Consider the following 14766-nt stretch of genomic DNA (forward strand, 5'->3'; position numbering starts at 1 on the left):
AAAACCCGCGGCTCAAACCATTTCTCTCTTATGAAAAACCCACAAGCTGCCACACAAAACCAACCCCGCAATTACTGCCGCCCCCAAAACCAACTCTATCAACGAAAAACCCTGAATGCTTTCGGGCACAACTGCGATGCTGCTTAGGGAAACCTCGTCTACGACGCTCACTGAATCGTGCCCAATGTAGAATTCGGTTCCACGCGCTACCTCCCCGCTTGGGTTTTGAACACCCGATAACACCTGCACCTCCTGCTCTACTCCGTCCACGTAAATCTGCATACCCAAAGTTAAGCTGCGAACAAACACGACATGAAACCACTCATCCAACACTATAACAGGCTGCGTTGTAACTACTTCATTAAACACGCCCTCCTCATCTAGCATGAATCCTCTAAGCGCACCCAAAGGCGGCGAACTATTGTCTATGGGCGGTTCCCCATTGAAGGCAAACCCAAAAATGCGCATCGGAAACTTTTCAGGCGTGCGCAGGCATTCGACGACGATGTTGCTGTAGGCGACGTTTTTGAATTCTTTAACGTTTACCCATGCGTCTATGGTGAATTCGCCGTGGATGTTGAGCGTGGGTGAGGCGGTGACGTAGGCGTAGTCGGTTCCGTTGAAGCGTAGGGCGTTGCCGTTTTTGCCTTCGACAAGTACTGGCGTGAAAACATCGCCTCCTGACGACTCCAAAACCACAGCGTTATTCCCCAAAGCATCAGGCGTAGCTCCGTTGGGGGAGACTTCGTCAAAATGCCACAGAGCACTGGCTCCGTCCGTGGTTTCTGCCGTGAACGGTAAAGCTGGCGGGGCGGCGTTTTGATTCAGGCTAAACGGCTTGCTCAAAGGATGATAATCTATGTTGCCCTCGTAAACGGTGTATCCGCCGTTGCCTGTGCCGTCGTAGCCGCTCCAGTAGTTGCCCTCTGCGCCGTTATCCCAAACCTGCACGTTATGCGTCGAAGTCACGTCCACATGGTACGTGTTGTTTTCAAAGTTGTTGTGGTAGAACGTGTTGTTGTTTGGGGCTGCAAAATACGACGTAAAATGAACCCCCAACATGTTATCCGCTATAGCGTTGGCTGCGATTATGCAATCTGAGGCTCCAAGGTAGATTCCGCTCTCACTGTGGCTTGTTATGTTGTTGCCAAAGACCACAGAGTACGAAGCGCCCAATCCGATGCCTCTTTGATTGCCTGCCAAACTGTTTCCTGTAATGGTGTCCAAGTATCCGTCTATGGCTATGCCTGACTTTGCACTATTTGTTATGTTGTTGTTGGTTATGGTGTTGTGGGAGCCGCCGCATATGCGTACGCCGTCTTTTAGGGCTGTGGTTATGTTGTTGTCGGTTATGGTTGTAAAGAGTTGGACTGAGCAAAATACGCCGTAGTATATGCCTTCTATGCTGTTGCCTGTTATGGTGCAGTTATCGCCTGCTACCTTGATTGCTGTAGCATAATTTGTTGATTGCGTGTAGTTTTGGCTTTGGATGGTGAATCCTGTAAGTGTTATGTCGTTTGCGGCTAAAGTGAAAACAGAGTTGCCGCCGCGTTCTACTCCGCCTTCACCTACAACTACTGTTTGCGTATCCTCTCCAGCAATAACTAAAGCCTTATCCACATACAGGTTCTCATAGTACACGCCTGCCCTGACTTGTATGGTGTCGCCTTGATGCGCATTTTCTACAGCCGCATTTATAGACGGATAATCATCAGGCACAATCAACGTGGACGCCGCTTGCACATAGAACGTAGCTGAACCAAATGCCTGCGCCACAAGCAACGCGGCAACGGCGGCTAAAACCATAACACTTGGCTTCATACGGGCTTCACAACACCATAAAGAAAGCTGTCCCTATTAGCTCTCCCCCAAGAACAAGCCGTTCCCCTAAAAGAACGCCCTCAGAAGATTCTTGTTCATTTTCACTGTTCTCTCTACTGCTGCGGCGGGTTGTTGGAGCGTTTGCTTTTTAGCTGATTAGTGCCTAACCGCTTGAAACAGAGCGTGACTTCAATGAAGAAAAAGGTTCTGACCACCGTTTCAGTGGAGGATGATTTGCTGGTGGATTTGACGTTTCATAACGTGCCTGCCAGCTTGATAGCGGATTTCACTGCAAAAGTGGTCAAGCCTTACTACGCTGGAAGCCTAACCTGTGCACTCAAAGACCTAATGCAAAAAGCCGTAGCCGACCAAGAATTCGTGCAAAACCACATAACTCGCTGACCGCTACAAACAAGCTACTTTATAGCAAAAAAGAAAGAATGGGTGTTGAGGTCAGAGGAACCCTTTACGCTTTTTTCTACCTCTTAAAACAACTATAGCAATTACGACTACGATTACTACCGCTATTATGCCTGCTATGATGTGTAGCGGTAATGACAGATTATCGTCCCCAGAGGTGTTGCCATTGTCGTTTGAAACCGCCCAGAGGTTTGTTTCTTTTATCATCCAAATAACTGAGCCAGTTTCTTCGTTGTCAAAGTATTCTACTTCATCCTGTGCCTCCACGAGTACTCCAGTTACTTTGTCCAAATAGAACGCTGTCCGCCTCGTGCCGATTGTATTTGCGTCATTGCTTTCGGAGTCAACAATGGGCGCTGTTAATTCGACAATGTTTATTTCTCTTTCTCCGTCGGCGTAGCTGCGGGTTATTGTCTGGTTTATCGTGATTGTGTCGTTGCCCAGTGGATGCAGTAGGTCGCCTGCGGTTAGGTCAGCGCCGACTATGCCTTCAAAGGGAGATTGAACGTAGTAGTAGCTTTCTCCTGTTTCTATGTCCCATGTGACAAGGTATGGCTGCTGAGTATTGTTAACGAAATTCCAAAGCTGAGTCGTTGTGACGTTAGGCGCAGAAACAATCGTCACCTTGACCGTAAAATTGCCGGTGCTGTTCATTTGCTGCAGTTCAGGGGGAACAGTTGCGCTGCTGTTTTGTGAAGTCCAGTATGCTTTAACATCGTAAACCATTTCGTCCCCGTTTGATACGCCAGGAACACGCGTTTGAGCATACGTTTGAATTGCCATGCCAAGACATAAAATAGCAACTAGAGAAAACGCCAAGGTCAGTTTCAAATTCATACAGATCACGCTTAATGCGTGCGATTCGTTTTTATGGTTTTTCCCAAATGCCGTTTTTCCCTTGCAAACCTTGTGGTTCTAGCCAATTTGTCAGATCTGTTATAGGCAGTTTTTGACGTTGCGCAGGTAGGACATGACTTGGTCAATTTTTGGTTCTGAAAAATTGAATGCTAACTCTATGGCTGCTTTGATTTTGGGTTCAGGCGAAAGGTCTACGGTGGTTATGGCGTGGTCGATGTTTGTTAGAAGTGAATCCCATGGGATGGTGATGGGTTGCCCTCTGAGGTTGTAGAGTGTAAGTAGGTACGCGCTGGTTTTGTTTAGGCTCCCCTTGAACGCCTGAAGATGCACTTTAATCTGAAGGGAGTCATAGGTTGCTCCCGAAAGATACTGAGTTAAAACTTTGTATTGTTCTTCTACATTATCTATAGAATCAATAAGGTCCTGTCTTATGCGTGCTTCCGTGTTGCCTTGCATACTTTTCCCCTTATGCTTGTTGGTTGCCCAGTACAAAAACCTAGCGTGTTGACTGCAAGCTATTTTGTTAGAAGCGTGTGTCCATCAAAAGTTATTGACCTAAGTGTGGCTTCGTTTAGTTGAACTACGTTGGCGGGAATCGGTGCATACTCCAGTTCAGGCGCACAATCTTGCCCCTCATGCACAACCCACCACAAAAACTCAACCAGTTCCGCTGCCTCGTTTTGGGTGATGTCGGGAATCACGTTAAGTTCGCTGTAAACCATCATGTAGCTAAAGCTCACTATGGGGTAAGCTTGGGGATCAGGTGTATTTAGCAGGTTCACTTCAGTCCAGTCTTCATCGCCTGCGGGAAGCCCCTCAAAAGCCCCTGACTGAGCTGCAATCTGCGTGGATTCAAGAGAAGGAACCACAAAATTCCCCGAAGGATTCCTAACAGCCGCCACCGACATATCATTCTGGATCGTATAAGCCAGCTCCACATAACCAATACTGTACGGGTTACCTTGAACCACACCCGCCAAACCAGGGTTTCCCTCAGCACCAAGCCCAACTGGCCACGAAACCGTCTTATATGCACCGATCGAAGCATTCCACGCAACGCTAACCTCACTTAAATAGCTCGTAAAAATAAACGTAGTTCCCGAACCATCCGACCTGTGCACAACCGTTATCTCCTCTGAAGGCAACAAAACCCCCACGTTTATATCCTGAATTGCAGGGTCATCCCACCTCGTTATGGTTCCAGCAAAAATGTCTGCTAAGGTTTCCCCTGTCAAATTAAGCCCGGTGGGTATGTCTGGGAGGTTGTATGCGACTGCAACTGCGCCGATTGTTTCGGGGATATGGAGCGCGTTTGGTGCTTGGGTTCGGTCTGTGGTGCTTAAGGGTACGTCGGAACAGACAAAGTCCACGCTTTTTTCTTGAAGCGCATTTATGCCGCTGCTGCTTCCGCTACCTGAGTAGGTGATTTGTATGTTGGTTTTTACGAGGCGATAGTTGTTTATCATTTCTGTGAGGAGGGGTTTGGGGAAGGTTGCTCCTGTGCCTGAGAGGGCGACTGTTTGGGGTGGTTGTGATGAGTGGATGTAGCTTAGGGCTGCGGCTAGGGTTATGGCTATTAGTGCTACTGCGATGAGGATTTTAGGCGCTGTTTTCATCTTTTTGTCCTCTGGTTTTGTTTTTATTATGCGTTGTGAACGTTGTGTCTTAATCATTGGTATATAAGTAGTCCTTAGAAAATCCATACTTTCTATAGGTTGGGCTTATTAGTTTGGGTGTATGGTTTTGTGAGTGAGTACGCGTAGTAAAACACAAGTGTTAATATAAAAGATTAAGGTTGGTTGAATGGAGAACGCCCAATGAGCAAAAAAACCTTCGACGCCCTCCTCTGCGAATCCATCGACGAAGTACTAACAATCCTAGGCGAATCCGTAAAAAAAACCATAACACACCATCTACAACACACCTTCAACTTAAAACCCCAAGAAACCCCACAAAAACCCCAATACTTCGCCTTTGCCCTCGAAGAACTCCTTGGTCCAGGAGCAAAATACGTCCAAACCATTATTCTCAAACGGCTATACACAAAAATCCAGCCCCATTCCATGCCCACGTTGACAGATGAACCGTTCAGTCAACAGGTAAAACAGGCTGCTAAGGCATATTCTATGCAACAAAGTGATGACAACGCATGAAGCTTCGGACAAAAACGCTTTTGCTCTTTGCGGGGACAACAATTTGTCTCATCGTAATTTTGCATTCAATTTCTGAAAACATCATTTTAAGCAATTCCCTGCAGCTTGAACAAACCGAAGTGGGCAACTCCATTGGGCAAGTTCAAATCGCGTTGAATAACGAGTTAACCCAGTTCCAAAGCAGCGCCTACAGTTGGGTCAACAAAAACGACATAGCATCGTTTGTAAAAAAACACAACAGCACATTACCTTTATCCAGCCAAGAAGTCGAATCACTAGTTGACTTAGGCGCAAACTACATCCTAATCTACGACGTTCAAGGCAAATTTGACTCAGGCATAGGCTTTAACCTAACAACATACCAAAAAGAGTCCATCCCCGATAACCTGATAACCGAAATTGAAGAAAACGAGAAAATCTGGAACCTGCAAGAACTTGACAGCGGCATAACTGGCTTTTTATTGCTCTCCAACAAGCCCGCTATTATTGCTTCTAGTCCTCTTTTGGCTGTTGGTGTTGATGATGGTTCAATGCAGGGGGAGCTGGTTTTGGTTAGGTATTTTGATTCGGCTACGGTTGCGGCTTTGTCTCGCAGTGTACGTTTGCCCGTGACGCTAGAGTTGTATGATGCCTGGCAAGGTTCGGCTGTTGAGCAAACTCGAAGTTCCCTTTCCCCCACCACATTCTCCCAAGCCATAGACACCAACTACATCATAGGATACAGTGTCGTAAATGACTTGAACACGCAGCCCGCATTCGTCTTAGGCGTCACCATCCCAAGAAACGTATACGTCCAAGGCATCATAACCGTCAACTACGTGGATATGCTGGTTCTTGCAAGCTGTGTCGTGTTTAGCGTAGCCGTTGTTTTAATGCTTGAATTTTTCATGCTCTCCAAACTAAGCAAACTAAACGAAGCCGTCAGCAAACTAAGCCACCGCCAAAACCTCTCCGAACGCCTCCCCACAACAGGCAACGACGAAATCACCACCCTAACAAAATCCATAAACAACATGCTAAGCGAAATCGAAGACAACACCCACAAACTCCAAAAAGCCGAACGTTTCTCCGCCATAGGCGAACTCTCCTCCATGGTCGCCCACGACCTACGCAATCCCCTGCAAGGCATCGCCAACGCCGCGTTTTTCCTAAAACGAAAAGCCAACCCCCTAACCACCGAGAAGGAAAAAGAGATGATACGGTTAATCGAGAATAACGTGAAGTATTCGGATAAGATTGTGCGTGATTTGCTGGATTATTCAAGGCAGATTAAGCTGGATTTGCAGCCTGTGACGCCTAAGTGTTTGCTTGTGGAAACCTGCAGCTTGGTTAGCGTGCCCCAAAACATCCACGTTGTGGATAAGACCTTGGATAGCCCCGTTGTTTTGGTGGATGTGGATAAGATTAAGCGGGTTTTTGCTAACATGGTAACTAATGCGTGTGATGCTATGCCTAAGGGGGGTACGCTTACGGTTAGCTGCGAATCTGTGGGGGAGGAGGCGCTGTTTATTTTCTCGGATACGGGCGCGGGTATGTCAGAGGAAACCCAACGAAAGCTTTTCCAGCCCCTGTTCACCACCAAAGCGAAAGGCATGGGTTTTGGGCTTTCCATTTGTAAACGAATCGTAGATGCGCACGGAGGCAGAATTATGGTCAAAAGTGCCCTAGGCGAAGGAACAAGTTTTAATATTTACTTGCCTGCTGTATCAAAGCTTGAGGGGAGATGAGAAGAGTTGAGCGAAAAAACCTACTCCATACTTGTAGTCGATGACGACGAAAGCATACGTTCATCCATAGCCGCCGTCCTAGACATGGAAGGCTACATCGTAGAAACCGCCGAAACAGGCAAAGAAGCCCTACAAAAAACCCAAAACAAACCCTACGACATAGCCCTAATCGACTTCAAACTACCCGACACCGCAGGAACCGACCTGCTCGACCAATTCAAACCAACCACCCCACCCATGATAAAACTCATCGTAACAGGCTACCCCTCCCTACAAAGCGCCATAGACTCAGTAAACAACGGCGCCGACGGATACATCCAAAAACCCGTCGACATGGAAAAACTCCTCGAAACCATAACCAAATACATCAAAAAACGCGAAGAAAACCGCAAATACAGCGAACAAAAAGTCATCGAATACATACAAACCCGCGTCAAAGAACACGAACAAAACAAACAACAAAACCAAAACCCCAACAACCCCAACCAACCCAACAAATAACCCCACACGTTTTATCAAGCAACTCCTTCTTATCACAGTCGCCTATGATGAAAATTGCACGTAAAGACGCGGATAACGCCCAAAGCGCATCCACGAACCATGACTGAAAACAACAAGCAAACCTGAGGCGCAACAACCGCTACAGCAAGATTTTGATTGTATTTTGTGAAACTTAACTGATTGTCTTTTTATTTTCCAGACTTTAGCTTTACATTGGTCATTGAGTATAACGCTCTCTTTGTTTCCTTCAAAATGTCAATGTCTTTTTCTAAAATGAAGGTATCAATGTCTGAAAGGGTTAGCCTTTTTAGACTATTAACCCTAGCCCAATCTACACATTGACATACAAGCGACGGTAACTCTTCTTTTTCCTGTAATAGCATTGCTTTTTTCTTTTCATCATCTTCTTTTTGTAACTGCAGTCTAGCTTCAATATCTGCTTGCCGTATTTTCAATTCAATCTCAGGTGGAAGAAAGAATTTTTCAACGCCTTTTTTACTCCAAAAAAGATTGGACAACAAATGAAAGCTTATCCCATCATTTTTTGGGGATTGCTCATCTTTAAATTCTAAAATCTCTTTTGCTATTGATTCAGGGGTCGCAGTCTTCAACCAGCTAGGTACTTTAGTCTCTATTCTACCTAACACTGAGGACGGAGCTTGGACAATTTCTTCTGAAAAAGCATCCTGATTTTCCTTTGAAGGCATTTCTTGAAGACATTCAAGGAAATTAACAATCATGCATTGTTCTTCTTTCCACATCACACACTGGTTACCATGACAGGTTGTCTTAAAGAAAGGACACAAGTTCTCCATTAAACATCCACCTTTTCTAACTCAGTCAATATATCACATATACGTTCATTCATAGTACGTTTAAGTGAGTTTGATAAGTTGATTAACTCGTCAAGGTTGTTTTTACAGGTTGTTTTAAGCCTATCTGCAATCGTTCCAATCTCTTGAATCGAATTAACAAGCTTTTGAAGTTCTTGTACATGTTTATTTGCTCTTGCAATTACCTTGTTAATTTCTTCACCCTTCAGTTCTTTTTTCTTTAAAGACTCGATTTCAACAATTTTTTTGATGACATAGAATGCGAATATGTGTCCAGACCAGTTAAGTTCACTGTTGTTAACGAAAATTGCCGTTTTGTTCATTTCAGTTTTAACCGTAATGCAACTGGAACACTTTGATATCCCAGTTCGTAATGAGATAAATATTCCATAATGAGTTCCTCTTCTTTCGATGTCTCGCCAAAACTTTTCCACCTCACTTGAAGGGACAGTGCCACTGTAGTCTTTTAGTTCTATTAAAATAGGCGTCTTTGATACCGGAGTTGTTGCTAAAATATCTGAGTATTTTCCAATTCTTGAAACATCTTCAAAAGAATCATCCATAAAATGCTCTTTTAGACTTGCATAAACGGTTTCCACCGTCATTTTCCCTTTCTTTGTTGGAGTTGAGAGCGTTGGAATTATAAGTCTTATTTGCTCCCTTATTGTCTCAATATCCTGACGTAGCGGTGAGAAAAATTCTTCAACTGTTTCTTTGCTTGTGCTTATTGATGCATGGGATGCAACCATTTCTCCGAGGATAATATATTTTTCAATAACTTCATCTCTTCGTGTAAGTGTGATGTTTTCTACTATTTCTTTTGCTCGGGGGTCTTTAAGAGATATTGTTAGGCTCATTTCGTGTGCACCGGATTTCATGAAAGATTACCTGTAGCTAAATTATATGGCATCAATATTTAAAATTTAAAAGACTTAAGTTATCTTGGTGTCACATGTCATTTAATAATTGACTCTTATCAAATTATGGAGCTCTATTTGATGCCTCATCATTTTGGCGGTGTGTTGGTTATGACCTGGTTTTATCTTTAGCAATATTTCTTGTTGTTATTGTTGATTCAAAGTTTCGATTTGGAGATAATGATTAAATGGTGAGGGTGCTATGTTACCGTTTAGAGTGTCTGATGGTTTGCATTGGTTGGCGATTAAGCTTTAGGCATGAATGTAAGACTGTTGGGTGGTGGTTTGGGTTTGAGGTTGTTGGTTACGGGTGCTTTTGGGAATATTGGTAAGGCAGTGATAGGTGAGGCGTGTAGTCGGGGTCATGAATTGGTGGTTTTTGAGGTGGATAATAAGAAGACTCGGAAGGCGGCTAGGCAGTACAAAGACAGAATAGCTGGTGTGGTTTTTGGTGATATCAGAGATTTTGGGTCGGTTAAAGCTGCGGTTGCTCAGTCTGATGCGGTGATTCATCTTGCGGCGATAATTCCTCCGTTATCAAAAAAGAACCGTGACCTCACAATGGCGGTTAATTACGGTGGCACCGAAAACCTGCTAAAAGCAATCCAAACAGCTAACCCGGGTATGCCGCTTGTTTTTACTTCCTCGGCAAGCGTCATGGGACCTACCCAGCATCAAAACAGGCTGGTCAACCGAAATGACCCCCTAGTTGTTACGGGGAATTATGAAGAATCGAAAATCAAATGTGAAGAACTCCTAAAACGCAGCGCGGATAACTATCTTGTTTTCAGACTTGCTGGGGTGCTTCCAACTTTCTCGCCGTGGTCCTTTAGAGACGTCTTCCCTTTGCTGGAAGAGATTTTTGATATGCACCCAGATATGCGACTTGAAATGATAACCGCCCAAGACGTCGCCACCGCATTAGTCACTGGCGCCGAAAAACTAAAAACGAAAGCCACACCCAAAAACCAAGCCTACATCCTTGGCGGCGGAGAAAAAAACGGCTGGCAACTCCACGGCAAACAATTCCTCTCATCCTTCTTTGGCGCATTCTCCTTACCCCTACCCGACACAAAATACTTCACCCCAAACATCAACACCTACCACCTAGACTGGTACGACACCAAAAAAGCCCAACAAGAATTCAACTTCCAAAACCACACCCTAACCCAGTACCTGCAACAACTACAAAAATCCGCCCGACCCTTCAAACTACCCATAACACTGCTCCGACGATTCATCCTAAAAAAACTCACACAAATGTCCCCCTACCACCCCCAAAACGGTTAAAGCCTGACCTGCTGGCGGTTAGGTGGGCGTGGCGTTTTCGCATTACTACTGGGCATAGAAGCGAACCATAATTTATCAAAATGTGAACTGGAAAATTACTGGGCGCATGGATGGAAGATACTTTGCGTCTGTTAAATGGAAGCGGAGCTATCCCTAAAAATGAATCTTTAGTCCAAATAAAGGGTTAGTTAAGCTGTAATGCATGAAGCAAGTGTTTCATGGAGTTATGGTCAAGCGGATATTCTGTATTTGGATTGGGTAGCAAATACGTATTTCCACAATACATGATTATTACACCGCTTAGATATTTGGCTTCATTCTCATAAAAAATCCCTGTTTTGTCGGGATTTATTGATAAATTCTCTAACCCTGAATCTGTATATAATTCAAATATCGTTTTTCTAGCAGCAATTGAATTTCCATACAAAGCTCTTTTGTAATCAGTTATATCATATTCCCACTTTTCACAATCAATAACACAAAAAACTGGAGAATATGCCTTGAACTGTTTGTTTTTCTTATCAAAAACACTGCGAATTTTCCTCCTTATCTGCTCAGAGACAACGTTACTTTTTAGTTGGCAAAAAGATAAAGGTGTGGATTCTGTTGTGCCATCAAGACGATTCTTATATATTTTGATTTCATAGCCTGCTGCTGGAAAGCATCCAGTTATCCCCGCGCCTATCTTAGCTTTGATTTCCTCAAGTAATTTATCTTCCTGATATTCGTTAAGCTCAAGACTATCGTCAAAAGTAATTTGAACCCTTAAATCGGATTTAATTCGTCCAATTTCGCCCATAAGACGACCTATATCCACGGGGGTTTTAATCAATCCGACTTCAAAATACACATTTTTTCCCAGCAGACATGTTTTTAAGTCAGGCGTGGCTTTGCCCGCTTTGCCATTTTCTTCCCTAATAAATTCTGGTTTTAAACTTTTTATTTTTCTAGCAAACTCTAATTCGACAATGTAGCTTTCCCAATTATTGTCCCTTTTATTCTTTATTCTATTAATTTTATGCTGGATATTTTGTAATCCTTCACTTTCTTGTAATAACCTTTCTATGTGACCTTTATAGGTTGGGACCAGTTCAAACCTTTTAACTAGTGGGTGGTCTTTCTCAAAGTCTCCAATGAACTTTTTGAGAAATGGATAATTTGTGTAGTCCATACCGCGAATTATAATCGATCTTGTTTATAGAACCTTGTTTTTTCTTTTCTAAGAACATGGAAAACGGAAATAATGATGCAAAACTAGGTGTGTTAGTGAAATAGGCTGGTGTGTTGGTTGTAACCCGCTTTTTGTTTTTTGTGGCATTTGGCTTATCGGGCTACCTGCGCCTTCTGGTAGATGCTTCATCGGCGCTTGTTTGCCCTTTCCACTTGCAGGTCAGCCGTTTCACCGTGCCTTCCCAGCGGACTCTACGTCTGGACGTGTCATTGACGTGTCTGGGGGGACGTTCGTTTCTGCTCTGTTGCCAAGCCTCTCGGCTTCCCCGTTTGGGGTGCAATTCTACGTGTGAGCGGAGTTTCCTCAGACCTCCAAAGGTCCGAAAGCCACACACCAACTCACCAGCCCAACCACAAAAACGGGTGCAGGCAAATAAATATACCCACAGAAAAGGCTTTGAAACGCGGTTATTCTCGCCAGTGTTGGGGCTTGTTTAGGGCTTCACAGCAAACTATTGTGCCTTTGACGCTGCCCAAAACGTTCGGGCGAAGCTCCTGCACCATCCAAGCATCCGCAACCTCCTTGGGAATCGGGAACGGTGCCTGCAAACCAAACTTTGCCGCGGGCGTAAACCCCGCTTTAGGATAATACGCAGGGTGACCTAACACAAAAACCAGCTCAACGCCTGATTTTTTGAGGTATGCTAAGCCGTGTTTGATGAGGTTTTTGCCGACTTTTTGGTTTTGGAATTTGGGAACGACGGCAAGGGGTGCTAGAAGCGAGATTTTTACGTGGGGCTCGTTGGGCAGGGCTCCTTTGGTGAATAGGATGTGTCCTGCGGGTTGGTTGTCGATGTACGCGAGGAGCGATAGCAGCGGCTTTGCGGTGGGGTCAAAGAGCATGTCACGGGTCAGGTTTGCTTCCTTATCGTACCCAAACGCTTCACGCTCAACAAACAAAACATCCTCAAGATCAACCTCTCTTGCTTCTCGTATCTGCAATGCATCAAACCTTCCTTGCAGTACCTATACTTTACAGTCTTTATAAGAACCCAGCAGCCTCACGCCGACGAGCAATCAAACAACAAAAAATACTCGCAACCTTCTGCAGACAAAACAAAACAGAACCTAACAAAACCCGCCACTTTCACCAACCTATTAGCCGCCTAATAGCATCCAAGTTTTAATTCTATGCAGAAAAGGGGGGAGGGGGTCTATATTTTTGCTGTTTCTCAGGTTGGGTTTGTGGGTTCAAAATCCGTTGTCCTGTGCGTGTTTGGTTGATAGTAAGTGTTAACTATTGCGTTGGCTTTTAGGCGGTTATGAATAGGCGTGTCATAGTGGTTACGGGAACTCCTGCAGTTGGGAAAACTACGTTGTCTAAGCAGCTTGCAGAGGATTTGTCTGCTCGATATGTTAATTTGACGGAGCTGGCGAAATCTGAGCGGTTGCTTGTGGGCAAAGACCCCGACCGTGACACCCAAATCATCGACGAAGACAAGGTGCGCCAAAAACTCGCCCAGCTGCTCCAGCAAACCCCAAACGCCGATTTCATCGTTGATGGGCACTACGCCGCCGCAGTAACGCCCCCAGACGCGGTGACCCAAGTGCTGGTGCTTAGGCGCCACCCCAAAGAACTCCACGCCCAAATGCAGCAAAAAGGCTTTAGCACCCAAAAAATCCAAGAAAACCTCACCGCCGAAATCCTTGACGCCTGCCTCGTTGAAGCCCTAGCGCATCAATCCAAAGAAAAAATCTGCGAACTTGACCTCACTGGCAAAAACGTAGAGCAAAGCCTCAAAGCCGTCCACGATGTGCTTGCAGGCAAAGCCCCCTGTGTTGTGGGCATGATTGATTGGATTGCGGTTTTAGAAAAAGAAGGCGTTGTGGATGAGTATTTGCGCTTTTAGCGGGGTTATTGTAGGCTGCGGGTTATTTTGTATATGGTGATGAGTGTGATTTTGCGTCGGTTGGAGTAGGATTTTGCGTGGTCGCTGAATTTTTCGCCTATCATGATTGGGTTTGATAATCCGATGTCGGCGGAGGCGGTGTCGAGGTTGATGATGACGTTGACGCCTATAGTGCGGTTCCAGTCTCGTATCCAAACGGCTTGTTCGCCGGGTCCTTTTTGCACGATAAGGTCAAACTGTCGGGTAATTCCGCTGTAACCGTCTATGGCAACTGCTTCGCTCTTCACTTGGAATCCCTCTTTTTTGAAGTACCGCAACGAAAGCTCCATCAAACGCGGCTTCTCAGCTATACTTGTCACTATGCACGTTCCCCAATAACATTATCTAACTGTATGTGGAAAAGGCTTTCGCTAAAAAAGTGACTAAACATGCCCTCGACGCTTATAGTTGAATGCCCAAACTGCGGCGGCTTACTTATGGCAGCATCCGACAAGAAAACCCGCACCTGCCCGTACTGCACCAAACGAATCAGCCTGCATAAAGCCAAACGCGTAGCAGCTGCACAAAACGTTTTCGAAGCCTCAAACATGCTGCGCATACTCAAAAGCCAACGGCAAACAAAAAAGAAACCACAAAAAAAGGATTATTTGGAGCGGCTGTAGAGCCCCATCAACTCGCCCTGAGCTAGGATGTGTCCTTGCATTGCTTTTTCCAAATCGGCTTTCGTGGTTACTTTTGCATCGAGGTTTAGCTGAGTGTCGAGTGCGTAGACTTTGAAGAAGTAACGGTGGGTTCCAGAGGGCGGGCATGGACCCATATATGATGCTTGCTTGTCACTGTTAAGCCCCTGCGCGCCTGCAACCGCGTTCTCCGCAATCGTACCCGTGGGCGGTATATTCCACATCAGCCAGTGGTCAAAGGTTCCCATCGGAGCATCAGGGTCATCCACTATTAACGCCAAGCTTTTGGCGTCTTTTGGTATGCCCTCAACAGTCAAAGGCGGACTGATGTCTTCGCCATCACACGTGTACTTGCTTGGTATACTCTTGTTATGTTCAAAAGCCGAACTTTTAACCGTCAAACTCGCCATTCAAAATCACCTAACACAACCCTGCTAACCCAATGCAACCTCAAAAACCTATCTAACCGCCGCCTTTTGCCATGTG

General features: G+C 45.1%; 17 protein-coding genes and 1 other RNA gene. 7 read left to right on the plus strand and 11 right to left on the minus strand.

Annotation, left to right across the window (positions count from 1 at the left end; translation table 11 throughout):
* Positions 1–12: 12 nt before the first annotated feature.
* On the minus strand, positions 13–1821 hold the full coding sequence (locus NWF04_02855; protein ID MCW4005526.1) for a right-handed parallel beta-helix repeat-containing protein: 1809 nt from the start codon (positions 1819–1821) through the stop codon (positions 13–15).
* A gap of 192 nt (positions 1822–2013) precedes the next feature.
* On the opposite strand from NWF04_02855, the gene NWF04_02860 reads away from it, so the two are divergent.
* On the plus strand, positions 2014–2223 hold the full coding sequence (locus NWF04_02860; GenBank protein MCW4005527.1) for a hypothetical protein: 210 nt from the start codon (positions 2014–2016) through the stop codon (positions 2221–2223).
* A 51-nt stretch (positions 2224–2274) separates the two neighbouring features.
* On the opposite strand, the gene NWF04_02865 is transcribed toward NWF04_02860, so the two are convergent.
* The 3 genes from NWF04_02865 to pstS all read right to left on the minus strand — a co-directional run bounded on the left by NWF04_02865 (position 2275) and on the right by pstS (position 4715).
* The gene (locus NWF04_02865; GenBank protein MCW4005528.1) at positions 2275–3078 is read right to left on the minus strand and encodes a hypothetical protein; all 804 of its coding nucleotides are present in this window, start codon (positions 3076–3078) and stop codon (positions 2275–2277) included.
* A gap of 99 nt (positions 3079–3177) precedes the next feature.
* The gene (locus NWF04_02870; protein ID MCW4005529.1) at positions 3178–3555 is read right to left on the minus strand and encodes a hypothetical protein; all 378 of its coding nucleotides are present in this window, start codon (positions 3553–3555) and stop codon (positions 3178–3180) included.
* 59 nt (positions 3556–3614) lie between these two features.
* The gene (gene pstS / locus NWF04_02875) at positions 3615–4715 is read right to left on the minus strand and encodes a phosphate ABC transporter substrate-binding protein PstS (GenBank protein ID MCW4005530.1); all 1101 of its coding nucleotides are present in this window, start codon (positions 4713–4715) and stop codon (positions 3615–3617) included.
* A 201-nt stretch (positions 4716–4916) separates the two neighbouring features.
* Here pstS and NWF04_02880 point away from each other — a divergent pair, with 201 nt between their 5' ends.
* The 3 genes from NWF04_02880 to NWF04_02890 are packed head-to-tail and all read left to right on the plus strand — an operon-like array spanning position 4917 to position 7480.
* Entirely contained in the window at positions 4917–5252 is a 336-nt protein-coding gene (locus tag NWF04_02880; GenBank protein ID MCW4005531.1) for a hypothetical protein, read from the plus strand.
* The gene (locus NWF04_02885) at positions 5249–6979 is read left to right on the plus strand and encodes an ATP-binding protein (protein ID MCW4005532.1); all 1731 of its coding nucleotides are present in this window, start codon (positions 5249–5251) and stop codon (positions 6977–6979) included. The genes NWF04_02880 and NWF04_02885 overlap by 4 nt, the downstream gene beginning before the upstream one ends.
* A gap of 6 nt (positions 6980–6985) precedes the next feature.
* On the plus strand, positions 6986–7480 hold the full coding sequence (locus tag NWF04_02890; GenBank protein ID MCW4005533.1) for a response regulator: 495 nt from the start codon (positions 6986–6988) through the stop codon (positions 7478–7480).
* 188 nt (positions 7481–7668) lie between these two features.
* Here the strand turns inward: NWF04_02890 and NWF04_02895 are convergent, their stop codons facing one another.
* Both NWF04_02895 and NWF04_02900 read right to left on the minus strand, forming a co-directional pair.
* Entirely contained in the window at positions 7669–8244 is a 576-nt protein-coding gene (locus tag NWF04_02895; GenBank protein MCW4005534.1) for a hypothetical protein, read from the minus strand.
* Positions 8245–8294: 50 nt separating this feature from the next.
* The gene (locus tag NWF04_02900; protein ID MCW4005535.1) at positions 8295–9191 is read right to left on the minus strand and encodes a restriction endonuclease; all 897 of its coding nucleotides are present in this window, start codon (positions 9189–9191) and stop codon (positions 8295–8297) included.
* Positions 9192–9521: 330 nt separating this feature from the next.
* Here NWF04_02900 and NWF04_02905 point away from each other — a divergent pair, with 330 nt between their 5' ends.
* Positions 9522–10520, plus strand: a complete 999-nt coding sequence (locus NWF04_02905) for an NAD(P)-dependent oxidoreductase (GenBank protein ID MCW4005536.1) — start codon at positions 9522–9524, stop codon at positions 10518–10520.
* 184 nt (positions 10521–10704) lie between these two features.
* On the opposite strand, the gene NWF04_02910 is transcribed toward NWF04_02905, so the two are convergent.
* From NWF04_02910 to NWF04_02920, 3 genes are all read right to left on the minus strand, one after another.
* Positions 10705–11691, minus strand: a complete 987-nt coding sequence (locus NWF04_02910) for a hypothetical protein (GenBank protein MCW4005537.1) — start codon at positions 11689–11691, stop codon at positions 10705–10707.
* A gap of 108 nt (positions 11692–11799) precedes the next feature.
* Positions 11800–12093: RNase P RNA component (gene rnpB, locus NWF04_02915), an RNA gene on the minus strand.
* Positions 12094–12158: 65 nt separating this feature from the next.
* Positions 12159–12692, minus strand: coding sequence for an N-acetyltransferase (locus tag NWF04_02920; GenBank protein ID MCW4005538.1), 534 nt, complete (start codon positions 12690–12692; stop codon positions 12159–12161).
* Positions 12693–13012: 320 nt separating this feature from the next.
* Between NWF04_02920 and NWF04_02925 the strand changes: the two genes are divergently transcribed.
* Positions 13013–13600 (plus strand): adenylate kinase family protein, encoded by a 588-nt coding sequence (locus NWF04_02925; protein ID MCW4005539.1) that lies wholly within the window; start codon positions 13013–13015, stop codon positions 13598–13600.
* A gap of 5 nt (positions 13601–13605) precedes the next feature.
* Here NWF04_02925 and NWF04_02930 read toward each other — a convergent pair whose 3' ends face one another.
* A complete protein-coding gene (locus NWF04_02930; protein ID MCW4005540.1) occupies positions 13606–13959 on the minus strand; it encodes a hypothetical protein in 354 nt (117 codons plus the stop codon).
* Between the two features lie 69 nt (positions 13960–14028).
* Between NWF04_02930 and NWF04_02935 the strand changes: the two genes are divergently transcribed.
* A complete protein-coding gene (locus NWF04_02935) occupies positions 14029–14262 on the plus strand; it encodes a DUF1922 domain-containing protein (protein ID MCW4005541.1) in 234 nt (77 codons plus the stop codon).
* Here NWF04_02935 and NWF04_02940 read toward each other — a convergent pair.
* Positions 14244–14690 carry a YbhB/YbcL family Raf kinase inhibitor-like protein gene (locus NWF04_02940; GenBank protein ID MCW4005542.1) on the minus strand — a complete coding sequence of 149 codons (447 nt, stop codon included), beginning with the start codon at positions 14688–14690 and terminating at the stop codon, positions 14244–14246. The two genes, NWF04_02935 and NWF04_02940, sit on opposite strands and share 19 nt — an antisense overlap.
* Positions 14691–14766 lie beyond the last annotated feature (76 nt).

It is taken from the genome of Candidatus Bathyarchaeota archaeon (genome assembly GCA_026014465.1).
Classification (GTDB): Archaea; Thermoproteota; Bathyarchaeia; order Bathyarchaeales; family Bathycorpusculaceae; genus JADGNF01.